Raw genomic sequence first — 19,525 nt, forward strand, 5'->3', positions numbered from 1 at the left:
TGGTTGTATTGCTTCCAGTTGGTTGTTTTGTAACGAGGCTTAGGCATAGGGCTACGAGAGAGAGTGGACGTAGCTGATCAGATCGTAGGTTCTTGATTTAGTTCCATTGAATTACGCAACAAAGCCTCATTAATGCAGTGTGATACGGGTCATATTTAATGGAATTTTGATTATGTTTTGATACGCCAATAGGCTTCGTAAAAACAAAAATGCCCCGCAAAAGCAGGGCATGATCAGTGTGAGTTTATTTAGATTTTCTCAGTGCTGACTAACTGTAAGCGCGTGCAACACGCCCAACACAATCCAGTTTGTAACTCTCAGCATAAGCTGGAATGAAAACCGATTGGCCTTTCTCTATCACACAGGTTTCACCGCATTGATGGGTGAGCACCATGGATTCATCGAGCGGCAGCAAGATCTCTGCGCCCTCAGTAGTGATCTCTCTCTTATGAGAATTCTGGACGATAGAGAACTTAAAGTCCTCGACGGGAATTTGGTATTCCATTACATCACCTTGCTCAACTGGGCTTAGCAGTAACCTATCCGCAGGCTTTTCATTGAATTGAGTACAAGAGACTAGTTCATTGATATCCATGTACTTAGGTGTCAACCCGGCACGAAGCACATTATCGGAATTCGCCATGATCTCTAATCCAGTCCCTTTGATGTAAGCGTGGGGCGTTTCGGCATCCAAATACATGGCTTGCCCTGGCTTTAGGGTGATCACATTCAATAGCAGCGGGGCAAACAAACCGACATCACCTGGGTATTGCTCTTCCAACTCTGAGACCAACTGGAATACACGGTCATCAGAAAGCTTGGCCCTCATGATCAACATGGTGAGTGCCATTTCTTTTTGTTCGCCTTCCAAAGATAACAGGCTTGCGAAAAAGCACGCTAGTCCATTCGGTGTTTGATCGCCCGCTAAATCGTTGATCATCGAATGCAGCTCTGGAATATCGAGGTAGTGGAAATGTTCAAGGATCTCGTCGATCGACCTAAAACCATTCATCGCCGTGTAGTCGGTTAGGGCATACACCAGTTCTGGCTTGTGATTGGCATCTTTGTAGTTACGGTTGCCCGCTGTCATTGGAATGCCTTGCTGCTCTTCGAGTGCATACCCAGATTCCGCTTGTTGCTTATTCGGGTGTACTTGAACTGAGAGTGCTTTCTCTGCTGCTAATACCTTAAACAGATACGGCAGCTCACCAAAACGACTCGCCACTTTCTCACTTAGAAACAGGTTTAGGTTCTGAGAGATCAAGCTCGATAGGGTGGTCTGCTGCCCGTTATCGTTCACCATAGAACAACCATTGGGGTGAGCGCCCATCCAGATCTCCGCTTGCGGCTCACCAGATTGGTTATCAATACCAAACAGTTGGCTAAACGAAGAAGGGCTACCCCATGCGTAGTTCTGAATCACGTTGGTCATAGGGTAGAAAAAGCGTTGTACGAACGAGTCGTTCGCTAAAGAAAAATCAGACATCGAAATCACCATGAAGGGAAACATGGCTTGAGCTGTAATCGGCTGACTCGTTAATAAAAAACTAGTTACTAAAACTATTAGTTATCAAAAACAGAGAGTCGAAGGGCTCAAGCCATTGGAGTTGAAATGGCTTAAGCCGCTGCTGTCGTTAGCTTGGCTTTGCGTAGATTTTTAAGCGCGATACAAGTCACCGCAGTCACACCCGCACCAGATGCCATGCACAGAAGTGCCAGCAGTGGGTAGTTCATTGCGCCTAGTAAAGCGACCACTGGACCACCGTGAGCAACGCTATTGGTGATACCAAATGAGAACGCCATAACCGCTGCCGTCATTGAGCCAAGTACATTGGCAGGGATAACCGACATCGGGTCTTGAGCTGCGAAAGGAATCGCACCTTCAGAGATGCCCACCAAGCCCATCGCACCTGCTGCCTTACCCGCTTCAATTTCAGAAGATTCGAATAGGTCGAACTTACGGCCAAGTCTGGTTGCGATAGCCATACCCAGTGGAGCAACAGGAATTGCACACGCCATCGCACCCATGAATTGAGTTTGACCGCTGGCAATCATGCCGACTGAAAATAGGAACGCCACCTTGTTGAATGGACCGCCCATATCGAAACCGGCCATACCACCAAGGACAATACCTAGCAGAACCACGTTGCCTGTACTCATGCTCGTTAGCAGTGCAGTCAGTGCGTCCATCAGCCCAGCGATAGGTGCACCAATCACAAAGATGAACAGACCCGCGATGAACAGAGAGCCAGTGATCGGAGCGATCATGATAGGCACAAGTGGTTGAACGAATTTGTGGTAGTTAAATGAGGTAATCCATTTAACGAAGTAACCGACTAATAAGCCTGCGATGATTGCGCCAATGAAGCCTGTACCTGCGTCAGCGCCGTAGAAAGAACCGTTGTTCGCAATCCAACCGCCAATCAAGCCAGGGGTTAGGGCAGGGCGGTCGGCAATCGCGTAAGCAATGTAGCCAGCCAAGATTGGGATCATTAGGGTGAAGGCAACCACGCCCACTTCTAGAATTTGGTTCCACATGCTGCCCGCAGGAATCGCCATGCCGGATTCACTTGGCTCGCCGCCAATGGCCAATGCAAGTGCGATCAATAGGCCGCCAGTTACTACGAATGGGATCATGTGTGATACGCCATTCATCAAGTAACGGTAAAGGTCTGAACGCGCTTGTGAGGCTTTCTCTGCAACAGATTGGTTGGTCGGCGCTTGGTCTGCTTGATAACTTGGTGCGTTGAGCGCTTGCTTAATCAAACCTTGCGCGTCTTTGATTGGTGCTTTTACGTTGGTGCTGATAACGCGTTTTCCCGCAAAGCGCGCCATGTCGACCTGCTTGTCACAAGCCACGACAATCGCGTCAGCACGTTCGATCTCTTCTTGAGTTGGGCTGTTTTTAACACCAATAGAACCGTTGGTTTCGACCTTGATGTCGTAACCAAGTGCTGCCGCGCCTTTCTCAAGTGCTTCTGCTGCTAAGTAAGTGTGTGCAACGCCTGCAGGGCAACCTGTAACACCAATGATGAAGCCTTGCTTCTCAACGTTGGTTTCGGTTGTTGATGGTTCAGGTTTAGTAAGCAGTAGTTCCAACGCCGCTTGTTCTGAGTCGGAATTCATGAAGCTTTCGATAAAGCCTTCTTCAATCAGTTTTGAAGAAAGCTCTGCTAGAACTTCGATGTGATGGTTATCGCCGCCATCTGGAGAGGCAATCATAAAAAAGAGTTTGGATGGCTGACCGTCATCTGCGCCGTAGTCGATGCCCTGCTTGTGGACGCCGATCACAACCGCGGGTTTGATTACCGCGCTACTTTTCGCGTGTGGAAGGGCGATACCTTCTTCAAAGCCAGTATTACCTTGTGCTTCACGCGCCTTAATATCGGCAAGAAATTGTGTTTTATCTGAAATTCGACCCTGTGCATAAAGCACGTCTATTAGCTCTTTAAATACGTCTTCTTTTGAATTAGCGCTAAGCGAAAGCTTAATCAAATCTTGATTGATCAATGTCGTGATCATAATGAACCCCTAATACGTTTTTATTTTGTAATGGGTATTCTGGAATTGATCACTCACCTTCTGTAGTGCAGAAAAAATGCATTTACTGGATGATTGTTGCGTTCTAAAAAGAGTGTGATTTTGATCGGTATAACCGTCGATTTTAGGCCTATCTTGACAGCATTGATAATGCAACGAGGCTTTTATTTATAAAGGTTGTGGCGTAGTAGTCTATTTTAAAAATGACGTTCTATATCAGTTTTTAGACTGGATATTTATTTCTATGACTGGATTTTTGTAACCTAGATCTCAAATTGTGATTTTGCTCAATAGCGCTATGTTTCACTAAGGGGTATATCTATTCTCGTAGCCTTATTGCTGCCCATCAGAGTACGAATAATGATATTTCATGACTTAATCTCCTCGGTGCTAAATGAGAGAGAACCGTTTCATAACATCTGGTTTGCTGGAGATTTTCATACGCCTTCAGCTTTTAGTTATCAGGTGAACTTTCCGCGTTTAGAGTTGGTTCTAGACGGAGAGTATATTAATGAAATGGAAAGTCATGATCGCAAAATCACTAACGTTGTTGCCAAAGCCGGAGATGCGATTTTCATTCCGCCTAACTGCTGGAATAAGCCTAATTGGGATACCGATTGTTCTGTGTTGAGCATGTTGTTTGGGCGTCGTCAGCTTGGTTTAAGTTTGGTGAGTAAGCGCAAAGGGGAAGAGAGTTTCTATGATATTCAAAAGCACAGTATTCAGACTCGATCTGGGTTTGCGATTGATAACATTCTTGAGGCGCTCAGCTCACTAGCAAGAGAGAGCAACAAGCAGCCTATGGATGAGTTATTGCTACAGGCTCTTCTTCAATACAGTAAGTCGATGTTGGATGCGCCGGTCGAGAAGTCTCACAGCCGAGTGCAGGATGTGTATCAGGGAATTTGTATCTACATTCAAGAGAACTTCCATCGCCAAATAACCCGAGACAGCATTGCCTCACGCTTTAGTATTTCATCCAATCACTTATCACGAATGTTCCGCCAGCAGGGCCATATGACGCTGGCAGAGTACATCACACGCGTGCGAGTCGACCGCGCCAAGTTCATGCTCAAAAAGTACAACTTCAAGCTCAATGAAGTGGCGGTGCGTTGTGGCTTCAGGGACGTGAATTACTTTTGTCGAGTGTTCAAAAACCGAACAGGAAGAACACCGACACAATATCGTGGGTCAATCTAATATACTCTAAAATTCCCTTTTCTGACCTGAGCTTATATGACCGAAATTTGTATGACTAGAGCATCACTGCTGGTTCTGAGCTGTGGTGGTCACTTACTTTGTGTTTTCCTCTAGTGTTTATTCCTACGCTTCATCTCTAAGCTCGTTTTTCTATTTACCCCACTTCACTAAATAACCCTAATTAATAACATTAAGGGTTAGCTTTGCGAGTTGCTTATTATTTCCGCTCTCTATTAATTGAATTAAACGTGTGAGAGTTGATGTATTAACTCGATGCATTTAATGAATGTTAAGTAAATTAAAAACCACTTATCGAGACGACAAAATCTTGTTATTGCTGTCCGAGTTACTGATCGAAGTGACTTTAAGTCATTGATTTTAAATGCTTACTTTATGCCGGCTTATTCTTTGTTTACTAGCGCGTAATTCATGCCTCGAAATCGAATATTCAGGTTTATATGTCTCATCACAATCTTGACTTATAATACTACAAATTAAATTTTCTATGGATAATATGCTCTTCAGATATTAATAATAAAGAAGACTTAATTCATGGAACTCAATACTCTGATCGTAGGAATTTATTTCCTTTTCCTTATCGCAATAGGTTGGATGTTTAGAACGTTCACCAGTACAACCAGTGACTATTTCCGCGGGGGCGGTAACATGCTTTGGTGGATGGTTGGCGCAACTGCGTTTATGACTCAGTTCAGTGCTTGGACTTTCACCGGTGCAGCAGGTAAAGCGTATGCCGATGGTATGGCTGTCGCGGTTATCTTCCTAGCAAACGCCTTTGGTTACTTGATGAACTACCTGTACTTCGCTCCGAAATTCCGTCAGCTGCGTGTAGTCACGCCAATTGACGCAATTCGTATGCGTTTTGGTAGCTTGAACGAGCAAGTGTTTACTTGGTCTGGCATGCCTAACAGTATAGTGTCTGCAGGTATCTGGCTAAATGGCTTGGCGATTATCGCATCGGGCATCTTTGGCTTCGATATGACGACAACCATCGTTCTAACCGGTCTTGTTGTACTGGTGATGTCGGTGACAGGCGGTTCATGGGCGGTTATCGCGTCTGACTTCATGCAGATGGTTATTATCATGGCGGTAACGGTAACGTGTGCAGCCGTGGCTATTGTGCAGGGTGGTGGCGTGACTGAAATCATCAACGATTTCCCTGTTGCAGAAGGCGCGTCATTTGTTTCTGGAAACAATCTGAACTACGTAAGTATCTTCGGAATTTGGGCATTCTTTATCTTCTTCAAACAATTCAGTATCACCAATAACATGTTGAACTCTTACCGATACTTAGCGGCAAAAGACTCTAAGAACGCGAAGAAAGCAGCACTATTGGCGTGTATTCTAATGACAATTGGTCCAATCATTTGGTTCATGCCACCTTGGTTTGTTGCGGGACAAGGCGTTGATCTTGCAGCGCATTACCCAGATGCAGGTTCTAAAGCGGGCGACTTCGCTTACCTATACTTCGTAGAGCAATACATGCCAGCAGGTATGGTGGGGCTTCTAATTGCAGCGATGTTTGCAGCAACCATGTCTTCAATGGACTCAGGTTTAAACCGTAACTCGGGTATCTTTGTTATCAACTTCTACCAACCGATTCTTCGTCCAAACGCGACAGAGAAAGAGTTGATGGTTGTGTCTAAGTTGATGTCTTCGGTCTTCGGCGTCGCCATCATCCTTATCGCACTGTTTATCAACTCGCTGAAAGGTTTGAGCCTGTTCGACACCATGATGTACGTCGGTGCATTAATCGGTTTCCCAATGACCATTCCAGCATTTTGTGGCTTCTTCATTAAGAAGACTCCAGACTGGGCAGGTTGGGGCACGTTAGTGGTTGGCGCGATTGTGTCTTACATCGTAGGCTTCGTGATTACCGCTGAAATGCTACAAAACTGGTTCAACTTAGAGCCGCTAACGGGCCGTGAATGGTCTGATTTGAAAGTAGCGGTAGGCCTGATTGCTCACTTAACGTTCACAGGTGGCTTCTTCATTCTTTCGACCCTGTTCTACAAACCACTAGAAGCGTCTCGTCAGAAAGATGTAGATATTTTCTTCAACAACCTTGCGACACCTTTGGTTTCTGAATCAACAGCACAGAAGAAATTGGATAACAAGCAACGCCACATGCTGGGCTCACTGATTGCAGTGTCTGGTGTGGCAGTAATGGCGATGTTTGCTCTACCGAACCCATTCTGGGGAAGAATGATGTTCGTACTGTGTGGCGGTATCGTGTTTATCGTTGGTCTGATGCTGGTGAAAGCCGTGGACGACTCGGTGGAAGATGCGAAACAAGAGAACAAAACGGCTTAGGTAACTAAACCTACAAGATAAGCCATTTAGAATAGAACGGCTGAGCGTAATTGCTCAGCCGTTTTTTATTGTGTGAACCATTGAGATTACAACTAATGGAGCGAGTAACTTAGTTAATCAAGGAAATGAATTTAAAAGGGAGAGATGAACTAAATCAGACGTGACGAGATGTACATCAATAGGGCCTGCAAATCGACACTGCTTCGGGTCTTTTGCAAACGCTCGTTAACCTGATCGTGGAGCAGGTTTCTGGTTAGATTGGTGGCCGCTACAATATGTTCTCTTTGTGGTTTAGTTGGCAGTACAAGTGCGATGGCAACGTGTACTTGGCCAATTTGAGACGCCCAATCAATCGCTTCGTCACTAACGATGACTGCGATGGAAAGATCTTTGGTCGATTCAAACATCACATGAGGTAGTGCGATGCCCGGCGATACACACGTTGAAGAACGTTCTTCTCGCTTAATGAAAGCCAGAATCAGCTCATCAGGATCGTTTGGGTGAACTAAGTGAGCGAGTCCTTTTAAGCATTCGAATTTGGTTAATTGGGTTTGTGCTTTGGCATGATGCCATTTGATCTCACAAGGTGGGCATATCTGCGGCATACGCTGAATTAAATCGTTAGAGAACTCATGGTTTACTTGCGATCCAACCATGGCGTAATGCTCGGCGATTATGTCTTTAAGAACAAAGCACGCCAGTTCCGCATCGATACCAACAGCGGTTATCTGACACAAATCACCACGAAGTAGACCGACTTGTAACATCGCGACAGATTTGGATAGATCGGCCGTTCGGTTTTGAGTGATGTTGATAATACGGATGTTACTTTTGAACTTCTTCGCCAAACGGGTGAGAGGCTGCGCAACGTGAGAATTAGCCGCTGGGTCGTCTACGAAGAAGGTGATCTGATATTCATTCATACCGAGGATTAGCTGCGACAAGGCTTCGTATCACGACAAGGTTTTAGGTCACGACAATGTTTGATAAAGACCTTCTCGACGCTTAACAGTACTTCCTCCATTGAGATCAACACGGTTTTTGCAGGATCAAATCGGTCTGGTTGTTCAATGTCGATATCGGAGACGATCAGGGTTTTATCAGCTTGCACGATGTCGTGATCTGTCAGTAAGTTTTCAATACCCATAGCACCTTGCGTTTCAACCTTGATTGAAACGTTGAACTTAGGGGCAGTCTTAATTAATGCATCCGCTGCCATGTAGGTATGGGCAATGCCTGTAGGGCACGCAGTTACCGCTACAATTCTCATTATTATTCTCGGCTTGTGTGGATCAGATACTATTATCCGAATCTGTGGATTTTATGGATTGCCGTTTTTAATTCAAAGGTGGACGTCACACTCTGAGTTCTTGGTTACAATTATCCAGTTAATGCACTTTTCGTCCTATATATTGAGAAGCCTTGCGTCGTTAATCTTTTCATCTCATTAACTTCTTTAGCTCATTTACTTAAATCGGCACTCGTACGAGGCAGCATATGGATATCACTAACATTATCGAGCCAGAGATTATCTGCTTGGAATTACAGGCAGACTCGAAACAGGCGGTATTTGAAGAGCTTGTTGAACTGCTCGACCGTGCCGGTAAGCTCTCGAGTAAAAGTGATTTCCTTGATGATATCTGGAAGCGTGAAGCTATAGGTAATACTGGATTTGATGATGGTATTGCGATTCCACACGCGAAAAGTAAAGCCGTAGCTAAACCTGCTGTCGCCGTTGGTATCAGTCGTTCTGGAATCGATTATGGGGCCGACGGTGGTGAATTGTCTGATGTGTTCTTCATGCTCGCTTCACCCGATAACAATGATGATCATCATATCGAGGTATTGGCTCAAATATCGACCAAACTGATTGAAGATGACTTTGTTACAAAATTAAAGGCGATGGAGTCGGTAGAGGAAGCTTTAGAGTTGTTTCTCGAAGCTAATTCTGACTCTTTTGACAACTACGCCTCCAACTATCATGAAGTGTACATCGAGCCGCTCAGCCCTTGGGCTCAATCTCTCAATCGTCTTAAAGAACACTTGTTGTACGGCACTTCACACATGATTCCATTCGTGGTCGCGGGCGGTGTTCTGTTGTCTTTATCGGTCATGATGTCTGGTCACGGTGCCGTTCCAGAGAGCGGCGTTTTGGCTGACATTGCACAAATGGGTATTGCGGGCTTAACGCTTTTTACCGCCGTGCTCGGCGGTTACATCGCGTATTCAATGGCAGACAAACCGGGTTTAGCACCAGGCATGATTGGTTCTTGGGTGGCGGTTAATCAATACAACACTGGTTTCCTTGGTGCGATTGTGGTCGGCTTTTTCGCAGGCTTTGTGGTTAATCTACTTAAGAAGATCAAGCTGCCAGACAGCATGATCTCGCTGAGCTCTATCTTCATCTATCCGCTTGTCGGCACGTTTGTTACCTGTGGGGCTGTGATGTGGGTGATTGGTGCCCCCATTGCGCAGGTGATGCTTGAGATGAACCAAATGCTGACTGGTATGGCTGGCTCAGGAAAAGTGGTGCTGGGTAGCATTCTAGGTGCAATGACCGCGTTTGATATGGGCGGCCCAATCAACAAAGTAGCCACGCTGTTTGCACAAACTCAGGTGAATACTCAGCCATGGTTAATGGGGGGCGTTGGCATTGCCATTTGTACACCCCCATTAGGTATGGCGCTGGCGACTTTCTTATCGCCGAAGAAGTTTAAACGAGACGAACGCGAAGCAGGTAAAGCAGCAGGTATTATGGGAATGATTGGCATCAGTGAAGGTGCAATCCCATTTGCAGCGGCCGATCCTGCGCGTGTTCTGCCTGCGGTTGTGGCTGGTGGCATTGTCGGTAACGTGGTTGGCTTTATGTTCCATGTAGTAAACCATGCTCCTTGGGGGGGCTGGATTGTTTTGCCTGTGGTTGATGGCAAGATTGGCTACATTGTTGGAACGTTAGCGGGTGCACTGACGACGGCTGCGATCGTGATACTGCTTAAAAAGAATGTGGTTGAAGATGAGTCTCGCTCTAATCAATTTACGGGTGGTTCGGTCACGGAAGAAGGGCAAGCTGATGTACTTGCTATTACTTCTTGCCCGTCAGGTGTCGCGCACACTTTTCTGGCGGCTAAGTCTTTGGAAAAGGCGGCACATCATCTTGGGGTTCGGATAAAAGTCGAAACACAAGGTGCAAACGGGATAGGCAATCGTATTACACAAAAAGATATTGAAAAAGCTAGGCTAGTGATTTTTGCTCACGATGTGGCAATCAAAGAAGTCGAGCGCTTTGCGAACGTTAAAACCTTAGATGTCAGCACCAAAGAAGCGATGCTTAATGCACAGGCGTTAATCATGAGGAAAGTATAAAAGTAATCGGCTCTTGAGATTGGCTGAAAAGCGATAAATAAAAAGACGCCCAAGTATTGATAATAATACTTGGGCGTCTTTTTATATGGTCTGAACTTATATAAGTTCAGCCTCTAAAAAGGGTGGTACTTAAATACGTCCTCAACCATCGAATTGAGTAATTCGATGTCGTCGCATGTTTTCGCATAGGTACGCAGGCCAGCGATTTGAACTTGAACATGACGAGCAAGCTGAGCGGGTTCTCGCTCTTTGCTTATCTCACCTAGATCTTGTGATTCAGCTATCAACTTGGCGAATTCACCTTCCATGATCTTTAATGATTTCTTCGCTTCTGCTAATAATTCTGCGTGCTCGTCAGTCAGTTCAGCAACCGTTTTAGCTAACATGCACATGCCGTTAGGAGAGCTCTGTTTAGATTCGACCACGGCGCGCTTCACAAAATTTTCGAGCGCTTTAATCGGCGAGTCCGTTTCACTGCGAAAGCGATTCAGATTTAGGATGCCAAGCTCGGTATAACGAGCAAGAGTTTCCTTAAATAGGCCTTCTTTGCTGCCAAAAGTCGCGTAGATGCTTCCCGGACGCATATCAATCACGTCTTGCAGGTTGCGCATAGAAGTCGCGTGAAAGCCCTTTTCCCAATACAGGTTAGTTGCTTTGTCTACTACATCTTGTCTATCGAACTTCGCTGTCTTGGCCATAAAATCTACTTCATTAATCTGAACATATGTTCAATATTTTATGCTGAACGCCCGTTCTAGTAAAGAAGAGCCAGCAAGAAAGTAAGCCGCTTAGTTTAGTTATTTGCTAAGTATTTGAAATAAAGTGGCCAGTGTGTAGCCACAAGGCTGTAATTTACGCGTCGACTACTTCTACAGTTTTATGTTGCGCGCCGTAATAGGTGCCTTCATCAATGGTATACATTAGAGTTTCATCGCATTCTGGGCAGTTGAATTCTTCGTTGGGTTCAATTGCTGCCTCTTCTACCCACTCCCATCCAATGTTTTCTTCGCAAGCAGGACAATTCATAAAACCTCTAATTATGCATCTACGTTAATTTTAAGAGCTCGGCATTATACATATTTGATGTTGAATTTATAGATGATCGCGAGTGCATTACTTGGTAAGGATTATACTGCGAGTGCTGATCTACCTCTTTATGGTTATGCAAAAGCTGTCAATTTTTAGTCACTCCGCCAATAAAATGCTGTTGCACGCATTTGTATGGCTACTAAGGTTGCATAGCTTGCAGTTTTATAAATAAATCAATGAGTTTTGTAAGGTTAAGTGTTAGATTTATCGATTGCCGTCGATATAGAACGGCAATTGTTAAAACTGAATAATTATATGATCTCAACAAGGGCATGCCGGTTTAGAAGTGTGTCTAATTACATGACAGATAGAGATTTGTTAGCTGCTAGGGAATAAAAATGAAATTATCCGATATGTCTTTTAAGCAAAAAATCATTGCTTTGCTTATTTTGCCGATCTTAGGGTTTCTATGGCTCAGTGTTTCTGCGATTTCAAAAGGCGTAGAAACGACGAGTGAAATGTCATCATTGAATCAACTGACACGCTTGTCGGTTGTTTACAGTGAATTGGTACATGAGTTGCAAAAAGAGCGAGGCATGACGGCTGGCTTTATCGGCTCTCAAGGCACTCAATTTGTGAGTGAATTACGTTCTCAACGTACTAGTGCGGATAGTCGACGTGATCAGAGAAACGAATACTGGCAGTCGGCTGATATCGATCTGCCACAGATCAATCGCTTGAACAGTGAAATAAGCCAAAGCCTTAATCAAATAACCACGATTCGAAACCGAGTGGATTCTCAATCAATTCCACTCTCTGAGGCGTTAGGTTACTACACAAAACTGAATGCAAAACTGCTTAGTGTATCGGCTTTGATTGCGGAACTGAGCTCAGACTCGACGATTACTACTGAAACCATCGCTTACTACAATTTCTTGCAAGGTAAAGAGCGAGCAGGTATCGAGCGTGCTGTCCTCAACAACACCTTTTCTAAAAATGAATTTGGCCCAGGTATGCTAGTGAAATTCATCTCTTTGGTGACAGAGCAAAATACCTATTTTTCGAACTTTAAAGTGTTGAGTACTGCCGATAATGTTCGTTTCTTTGAACAACAATTGAATGATCGATCTGTAGCGGAAGTAGAAAAACTTCGACAGCTAGCAGAATCGAAAATGAGTGGTTTTGATGTTGATCCTGTCTATTGGTTCGCGCAATCAACGGCACGTATTGTTCAGCTGAAGAAGACTGAGAACCAACTGGCAGACTCTCTTATTGCATTGACTGATCAGAAAACTCAGCAAGCTCAATCAGCAATGATGGGCAGTATCGCGATGTTTGTTGTGATTACTTTGTTTGCAACCTTTGTCAGTTTCAAAGCCATTACAGACCTAACTACCCGAGTCAAAGACCTGAATTTGGTGCTTTCAAAGGTTCGTGATGACAATGACCTAACGGTTCGCGCAACTTACTTGGGTGAGAGCGAGCTTGGTCAGATATCTTCATCGCTTAACGAAACGTTAGAGAAGTTCTCTCAGGTGATCGATAACTTGTCTCAATCAAGCTTAACACTTGCTTCGGCAGCAGAAGAGACGGCGCAAACTTGCCAATACAACTCCAATACCTTGGTTGAGCAACAAGACCAAATTGGGCTGATTGCAACGGCAACTGAAGAGCTTTCGGCAACCGTGAATGAAGTCGCGGCTAAAACGCAGCAAACGGCAACTTCGGCGAAAATGGTGGATCAACAGTCACAAGAGGGCTTGAGCACAGTTCAACACTCTTATGAATCGATTGAAATCTTGGCATCTGAGATTAACGGCTTAGCTGAGAAAATTACCCACCTACACGAAAGTAGCAATAACATTAACAGCGTTATCGATGTGATTAAGTCGGTTGCTGATCAAACAAACTTGTTAGCACTAAACGCAGCGATCGAAGCGGCACGTGCTGGTGAACAAGGTCGTGGTTTCGCCGTTGTAGCTGATGAAGTTCGTACATTGGCTCAGCGTACGCAAGAGTCGACGTTAGAGATAGAGGGCTTCATCAGTTCGCTACAGTCTGATGTACAAACAGCGTTCAATGTGATTGAGAACAGTAAGAAAATGTCATCAAGAGCGGTTGAAGATTCGCGAGAAGTAGAACAAACGCTACAAGATATTTCTAGTGCTGTGAGCGAGATATTCAGCATGACAGAGCAGATTGCAACGGCAACAGAAGAGCAAGCGGTCGTGACACAAGACATTGCTCAGAACGTGGTGGCGGTTGAGCAGAAGTCGACCGAATCGACGACGGGCGCGACTCAAATTGCAGCAACAGCCAAAGAACAAGCAGAATTGGCAACATCACTGAAAGAACTCTCGAATACGTTTAAGAGTTAATCTTTCCGAGCTCATGGCTAATAGCTAATAGCTAATAGCTTAAAGTTAAGAGCTATCTATCTTATATAACGAAATGTCCCGCTTAATGCGGGACATTTTTTTAGGATTTGAAGCGACTAAGACTGCGCTTTATAGAAACGACAAGTTAAAGCTCAAACAATACGTCAGTACGAATAATGTATTTAGTGCCAGAAAGTATCGGTGCTGAGCCGTGTATACAATGAGCAGGGTGAGTACCGTGAGGAAAACACAGGACACTACCACTGGGTGTTCTAACCGATTCTATATCTGCACTCTCATGATGATGCCCTTGACGACGAGCAGGCTTACTCGGGTCATCATGGCTAACCATGAATTGAGTTTCGCCACCGACGAAATCATCACTCAAGAGAAGCAAAAAGGTATACATGCTCCAACGGTCGCCAAAAGAGTCATCGATCAGTTCTCCATCGACAACTTGACTACCGGGCCAAGAGCCATCGGTGTGCATTTTAAAGAAATCCCCTTCATCGTAGCGATAAAATCGAAAACGACCGTTGATTCCAAGTGGTTTCACACCAGAAAAATGGTCGTACTTATCAACGAAATGATCTTTGCAACGCTTCCAAATAATGTCGAGGGTTTCAGTATCCGCGATCAAGTTGAGATTCTGATTGTGACGAACTTCTCTCGGTAAAGAAACTGCGGCATCTTCTGTAAAACCAAGTTGGTTCGCTTCATTAAGTATCCGCTTAACCTCTTCAGGAAGAAGTACATCTCTTAGTTGGAAAGCACCTGGTACATTGTTTACTTCAACGCGTGACACTGCATTCACGTTGTTATCAAGTGCAAATGGATTAGCCGACTTTGGTGCCCAAACGGGAAGGTCACTGCGCTGAGTACCAGACTCGCGTCGAACGACATAAAAATTTTCTTTGTTATTCATCATCAACCTCTATCTTGAAACCACTTTTACTTGTGCAAACTGACGGTGCCCGTCAACCGAGCCGTGGTAACCGAGGCCACTCTGTTTCGCGCCAACCCAGGGAGCATCACCACTGCCGCCTTGTCCTTGATTAATGCCAACCATGCCAGCATCAAGTTCGTCAGCAACGTCATTGACACCTTGGTTTCCGAACACCACGGCACCCAACCCATACTCGCTGTTGTTAGCGCGCTCAATCGCATCTTCAATGTTTGAGTAACGACTGATCGCGACCACTGGCCCAAAAGTCTCTTCTGTTTCCAGCTTCATTTCTGCTGTCATTCCGGTGATAACAGTAGGGCGGATATAACGCTTTGGTTGTTCAATCCCGCCTAGAAGGAAAGTTGCCCCTTTTTGTTGTGCGTCTTTTAGTTGATCCGAGATTTTTCCATGTTGCGTGGCATTGATGATTGGTCCTATGTTTACGTTAGGCATATCCCACGGGCCAATCTGGTACATATTGGCGATCTCAGTAACACGTTGTTCGAATTTATCGGCGATTCGCTCATCAACATAAATACGTTCGATGGACGTACACATTTGCCCTGAGTTCTCAAAGCTACCCGCGACGGCAAAACGTGCTGCTTGCTCTAAGTTAGCATCGCGCATCACTATCATGGGGTCTTTGCCGCCCAGCTCCATTACAAGGCGTTTCACTTTGCTTGCTGCACGAACCATGATGTCTTGGCCTGCTGCTTTAGAACCCGTGAACGCAATCATTTGAATATCACCTTCAACTAAAGCCTTACCCGTTTCGCGGTCGCCATGCAAAATTGTTAATACGCCTTCGGGTAGGTGTTTCTGTAGCTCACCAAAGAATGCTTGAGCGATAAGAGGGGTCTCTTCAGAAGGTTTTAGAATCACGGTATTACCCGCGACTAATGCAGGCACGATGAGGTTATTTGCCATCATCACCGGGTAGTTCCAAGGAGATATAACTCCGACAACACCTAGTGGGCGGTATTGAAGTTCTGTTGAGCCGGACAATTTTCGAGTGTTGAGTGCACGTTGAGCATCTTCTGCATAATGCTGACCCATATAAATCGCGCCTGTTGCTTCGCCAATCGCGCGACCAATATCTTTACCCATTTCGCGGGCAAGTAATTCTGAGAAGGAGTCTGCATGCTGTTCAAGGTGTTGGTAAGCTCTAATAATGGTTCGCACGCGCTCATTTATCGGGAGTTTTCTCCATGCTTTTTGTGCTGCCTTTGATTGGCGAATCGTTTGAACTACTTCATCTCTAGAGGCGTTATTGACCTCACCAAGCAGTTCTCCATTACTAGGATTAAAAGATTGAATAGACTTGCTCATGTTTACCAACTCCGTTTAATTTTTCGTATATTTTTCTATTTAATGGCACATCTGAATAGCTAGATATCGAGAAATCTCGATATCTAGTCTTCTGAAAATAGATAAGATTAAAATGGGCGGCGTTATCCACCCAGTCTGTTTTGATTCTGCTTGTTAGAGTGAGTTAGATAACTCTTTTAAAAACGTCTCGATGTATTCGTCATTACGCTTGTAGTACGTCCATGAGCCAATGCGTTTTGAAGTAACCAACTTTGCACGCTGCAGGTTCGAGAGGTAAGAAGAAACGGTAGATTGAGATAAGCCACTCTTCTCTTGAATAATGCTGACGCATACCCCCTCAACATCGGTATCAACGAGTTGTTTCTCTAGGTTAAAGTGCTCTTGAGGCGACTTAAGCCAATGAAGAATATCTCTGCGTACAGGGTTGTTGATTGACTTTAAAACTTCATTCATATCTGACATGGCGTTTGGCTGCTGTTTTCGATTAACGTGAAATATACTCTTTAAAGTAAGATATTGCAATATCTCGATATCCTGATTTAGCTGCATTGAGGTAAGAATGTCATTCACGCTTATCGTCGGCGTGTTGATTTTCATCGTTAAGTTCTAGGTTCTCGTTCTATGCTTTAAGAACCAAGAACCAAGAACCAAGAACTAAAGCGCTTGTCCGTTAACCGACAATTTCACATCAATGTTGCCACGAACTGCATTTGAATATGGGCAGACTTGGTGAGCCGTTTTCACAAGCGTAACAGCTTGTTCCTGATCTAAATCGAGTTCAACGGCTAGTGAAACGGTTAAAGCAAAGCCACCATTCTCATTTGGACCAATGCCTACCGTTGCAGTCGTTGGCGCTGATGCGATCTTAATCTTCATCTCTTTCGCTACATGAAGCAACGCGTTTGAGAAACACGCAGAGTAGCCCGCAGCAAACAGTTGTTCAGGGTTGGTCGCTTCACCTGTACCGCCCATCTCTTTAGGGTAGCTCAACGCCACTGAAAGCAGGTTGTCATCAGTAGAAACTTGGCCGTTACGGCCTGCCGTTGCTGTTGCAGAAGTTGTGTAGAGTGTTGTCATTGTTTTAGTCCTTACTTGAATTGTGTAAAATTAAATTGCGCACAACTTAATTTTAAAGCTAGCTTAATTGATAAAATTTGAGCGCGCAAGTATATTGTGCACAATTTAATTTATTGGTGAGGTGATCATGAGCGACCAAGATGACTATCTAAAGCTGGATAATCAGGTGTGTTTTGCGTTGTATAGTGCGTCGAATGCAATGAGTAGGGCGTATCAACCTTTACTGAAAGCGCTTGATCTTACTTACTTGCAGTACATTGTGATGATGGTGCTTTGGGAAGAAAAAGAGATAAATGTCAAAGCGCTAGGCGCAAAAACGCATTTAGATTCTGGTACCTTGACGCCACTACTCAAGCGTTTGGAAGCGAAAGGTTATGTGCTTAGAACTCGCAGTGCTGAAGATGAACGAGTTCGAGTTATCACGTTGACACCTGCAGGGGTCGATCTCAAAGAACAAGCGCAAACCGTGCCAGTCGAAATGCTGTGTCTCTCCAAGATGAACGAAGATGAGCTTAAATCATTAAAAGCACAGTGTGAGCAATTGCTTGGTAACTTGACCAAATGAGAGAGGGCTTTTAGTTCTCGGCAATGATAATCAGAAAATGAAAAGCCCATAAGCCTTTACTACTAATTAGCGGTCATTGCTAATCCAGAGTAATGCTCACGGGCTTTTTGGTATCGACTACCGTTGAAATGGTCACTTGATATTGTATTAGTTTGAGAATTAACCCATAAACCAAGAGATAAAAATCAACGCACCAAAACCAAATGTTGCGATAAGTGCCGTGTCACCACCGGCTGCGGTATAGCTGCCTTGAGTCTGTAGGTGAGGAAAGTCTGGCCTACGAACTTTAACCACCATTGCAAGTGGTCCCCAGATAGCTAAGAACACCAACACCATCCCCGCGTAATCCAACATGCTCACGAATTGGCTAGCGAATAACTCAGCTAATACCAAAGGTAGAACGAAGGTTAGGGCATAAGCCAATGCTTTGTTGCTGGTGACTGCATCTTTGTTTTGGTCGTACAGCGCCATAGACACACCAAGGAAAGAGGTTACCAATGCCAATACTGAGAACAGCGCAATCACTACTTTTAACCAAGCAGACTGCCTGCTAAACGCTGAGATCAGTTCTGAAATGTTATGGAATTGGCTGATAGCGTCTGTGCCAAGGTTGCCAATAATTGCGAATAACCAAGTGAGGTAGCAAATTAATGGAATCACTGAACCCAATAGAATCATATTGCGGATCTGTTTTTGAGTCGCTTCTCGGTTGTATATAACCAGTGACGGAATCACCACCATAGAAGCAAAGCTGGTAAAGATAACCGCGCTGTACTGCACCACGTCATTAGCCGTGTATTTGCTGGCTTGAGTCAGGTAATCAATGCGAATGTTGCTAAACAAAGAGGCGATAACGATAAGCAGCATCACCACCATCGTGATGAATAAACCGCGATTTAATTTGTCGATATACGACTTACCCGCCACCACAATCACACCCATCAATAGGCTGAAAATAGTATAGGCAACCGATGTAGACACATCGATGCCAACGTCGAGCAGCAGTTTGTGGGTGATGTCGCCGACACCCAAGATATAAGCGATCAGCATGCATACCAGCAACAGGTAAAAGAGTGCATTGATAAAGTGTTTACCTTTACTGCCAAGCGTTAAGTAAGCAACACTGCTCATTCCACTGTTGTCTTTGGTTTTGGTGCACGCTTCTGCCAGGAGGAGTGCTGAGTAGGTGGTGCCAATAAAGATAAGCAGCATAAGCACTGAGCTGATCATGAAGCCAAATTGGGCCAACACCATGGGAATGGCAAGCATACCAGCCCCTAATGCAGTTCCTGAAAGAATCAAAGAACTGCCGAATAATTTCATATTCAAAAAAACAACCTCTAGCGATCCAAATAATTTTTCTTTGGATTGTAAATAATTGTTTCCAAGACTAACAAAATACTCATTAGAGTTAGGGATTAAATTCTAATAATTTTTGAAATTTTCTAAAAAATTTACGAAGAGATTTACGCTGCATATGGCTGGTTGTTTTTTGTATTCATCTTGTGAGTTGTTTTATCTTTTTGATAACTTATGTTCATTAACAGCCGTTTAATCATTCGTTCTATACGGCTGATTAACGGATGCCTTAATTTCAGTGAAACCAAGTCAAAACCTTGCTTATTTGATGATTTCCTGCCGGATTCCCTTATTTTATGAGTACTAATTGGATCTCCCCAATGAAGAGGCTATCCAGTTGTAGCATGAGGGTTTGTCGTAAATGGAAAGATCCGTTGTCGTAGATACCACTCGGTAGTTTGGCGTTTC

General features: G+C 44.5%; 16 protein-coding genes. 5 read left to right on the top strand and 11 right to left on the bottom strand.

Annotated features, from left to right (window positions below):
• Positions 1 to 268 precede the first annotated feature (268 nt).
• Positions 269 to 1,486 carry a mannose-6-phosphate isomerase, class I gene (manA, locus tag AACW75_RS13360; protein WP_145571892.1) on the bottom strand — a complete coding sequence of 406 codons (1,218 nt, stop codon included), beginning with the start codon at positions 1,484 to 1,486 and terminating at the stop codon, positions 269 to 271.
• 131 nt (positions 1,487 to 1,617) lie between these two features.
• Positions 1,618 to 3,522, bottom strand: coding sequence for a PTS fructose transporter subunit IIABC (locus AACW75_RS13365; protein WP_145571891.1), 1,905 nt, complete (start codon positions 3,520 to 3,522; stop codon positions 1,618 to 1,620).
• A gap of 378 nt (positions 3,523 to 3,900) precedes the next feature.
• Between AACW75_RS13365 and AACW75_RS13370 the strand changes: the two genes are divergently transcribed.
• Complete coding sequence (locus AACW75_RS13370) at positions 3,901 to 4,740, top strand: helix-turn-helix transcriptional regulator (protein ID WP_145571889.1); 840 nt, start codon at positions 3,901 to 3,903, stop codon at positions 4,738 to 4,740.
• A 552-nt stretch (positions 4,741 to 5,292) separates the two neighbouring features.
• Positions 5,293 to 7,071 carry a sodium:solute symporter family transporter gene (locus tag AACW75_RS13375; RefSeq protein ID WP_145571887.1) on the top strand — a complete coding sequence of 593 codons (1,779 nt, stop codon included), beginning with the start codon at positions 5,293 to 5,295 and terminating at the stop codon, positions 7,069 to 7,071.
• 149 nt (positions 7,072 to 7,220) lie between these two features.
• On the opposite strand, the gene AACW75_RS13380 is transcribed toward AACW75_RS13375, so the two are convergent.
• Complete coding sequence (locus tag AACW75_RS13380; RefSeq protein WP_054546248.1) at positions 7,221 to 7,994, bottom strand: PTS sugar transporter subunit IIA; 774 nt, start codon at positions 7,992 to 7,994, stop codon at positions 7,221 to 7,223.
• A gap of 8 nt (positions 7,995 to 8,002) precedes the next feature.
• Positions 8,003 to 8,341, bottom strand: a complete 339-nt coding sequence (locus tag AACW75_RS13385) for a PTS fructose transporter subunit IIB (protein WP_145571885.1) — start codon at positions 8,339 to 8,341, stop codon at positions 8,003 to 8,005.
• 227 nt (positions 8,342 to 8,568) lie between these two features.
• On the opposite strand from AACW75_RS13385, the gene AACW75_RS13390 reads away from it, so the two are divergent.
• Entirely contained in the window at positions 8,569 to 10,434 is a 1,866-nt protein-coding gene (locus AACW75_RS13390; RefSeq protein WP_145571883.1) for a fructose-specific PTS transporter subunit EIIC, read from the top strand.
• Positions 10,435 to 10,547: 113 nt separating this feature from the next.
• Here the strand turns inward: AACW75_RS13390 and AACW75_RS13395 are convergent, their stop codons facing one another.
• Together AACW75_RS13395 and AACW75_RS13400 are read right to left on the bottom strand one after the other, a co-directional pair.
• Positions 10,548 to 11,132, bottom strand: coding sequence for a TetR/AcrR family transcriptional regulator (locus tag AACW75_RS13395; RefSeq protein ID WP_065206324.1), 585 nt, complete (start codon positions 11,130 to 11,132; stop codon positions 10,548 to 10,550).
• Between the two features lie 154 nt (positions 11,133 to 11,286).
• A complete protein-coding gene (locus AACW75_RS13400) occupies positions 11,287 to 11,460 on the bottom strand; it encodes a hypothetical protein (protein WP_162838716.1) in 174 nt (57 codons plus the stop codon).
• A gap of 401 nt (positions 11,461 to 11,861) precedes the next feature.
• Here AACW75_RS13400 and AACW75_RS13405 point away from each other — a divergent pair, with 401 nt between their 5' ends.
• Entirely contained in the window at positions 11,862 to 13,841 is a 1,980-nt protein-coding gene (locus tag AACW75_RS13405; RefSeq protein ID WP_135457039.1) for a methyl-accepting chemotaxis protein, read from the top strand.
• Positions 13,842 to 13,986: 145 nt separating this feature from the next.
• On the opposite strand, the gene AACW75_RS13410 is transcribed toward AACW75_RS13405, so the two are convergent.
• The 4 genes from AACW75_RS13410 to AACW75_RS13425 all read right to left on the bottom strand — a co-directional run bounded on the left by AACW75_RS13410 (position 13,987) and on the right by AACW75_RS13425 (position 17,193).
• Positions 13,987 to 14,766 carry an oxidoreductase gene (locus AACW75_RS13410; RefSeq protein ID WP_135457114.1) on the bottom strand — a complete coding sequence of 260 codons (780 nt, stop codon included), beginning with the start codon at positions 14,764 to 14,766 and terminating at the stop codon, positions 13,987 to 13,989.
• A 9-nt stretch (positions 14,767 to 14,775) separates the two neighbouring features.
• Positions 14,776 to 16,116, bottom strand: a complete 1,341-nt coding sequence (locus AACW75_RS13415; protein WP_145571881.1) for an aldehyde dehydrogenase family protein — start codon at positions 16,114 to 16,116, stop codon at positions 14,776 to 14,778.
• Between the two features lie 153 nt (positions 16,117 to 16,269).
• On the bottom strand, positions 16,270 to 16,578 hold the full coding sequence (locus AACW75_RS13420; RefSeq protein WP_054546255.1) for an ArsR/SmtB family transcription factor: 309 nt from the start codon (positions 16,576 to 16,578) through the stop codon (positions 16,270 to 16,272).
• Between the two features lie 192 nt (positions 16,579 to 16,770).
• On the bottom strand, positions 16,771 to 17,193 hold the full coding sequence (locus tag AACW75_RS13425; protein WP_135457044.1) for an organic hydroperoxide resistance protein: 423 nt from the start codon (positions 17,191 to 17,193) through the stop codon (positions 16,771 to 16,773).
• A gap of 127 nt (positions 17,194 to 17,320) precedes the next feature.
• Between AACW75_RS13425 and AACW75_RS13430 the strand changes: the two genes are divergently transcribed.
• The gene (locus AACW75_RS13430; protein WP_171312141.1) at positions 17,321 to 17,758 is read left to right on the top strand and encodes a MarR family winged helix-turn-helix transcriptional regulator; all 438 of its coding nucleotides are present in this window, start codon (positions 17,321 to 17,323) and stop codon (positions 17,756 to 17,758) included.
• Positions 17,759 to 17,917: 159 nt separating this feature from the next.
• Here AACW75_RS13430 and AACW75_RS13435 read toward each other — a convergent pair whose 3' ends face one another.
• On the bottom strand, positions 17,918 to 19,081 hold the full coding sequence (locus AACW75_RS13435) for an amino acid permease (protein ID WP_145571895.1): 1,164 nt from the start codon (positions 19,079 to 19,081) through the stop codon (positions 17,918 to 17,920).
• Between the last annotated feature and the right edge of the window lie 444 nt (positions 19,082 to 19,525).

Source organism: Vibrio sp. L3-7, from assembly GCF_963898195.1.
GTDB classification, from domain to species: Bacteria; Pseudomonadota; Gammaproteobacteria; order Enterobacterales; family Vibrionaceae; genus Vibrio; species Vibrio echinoideorum.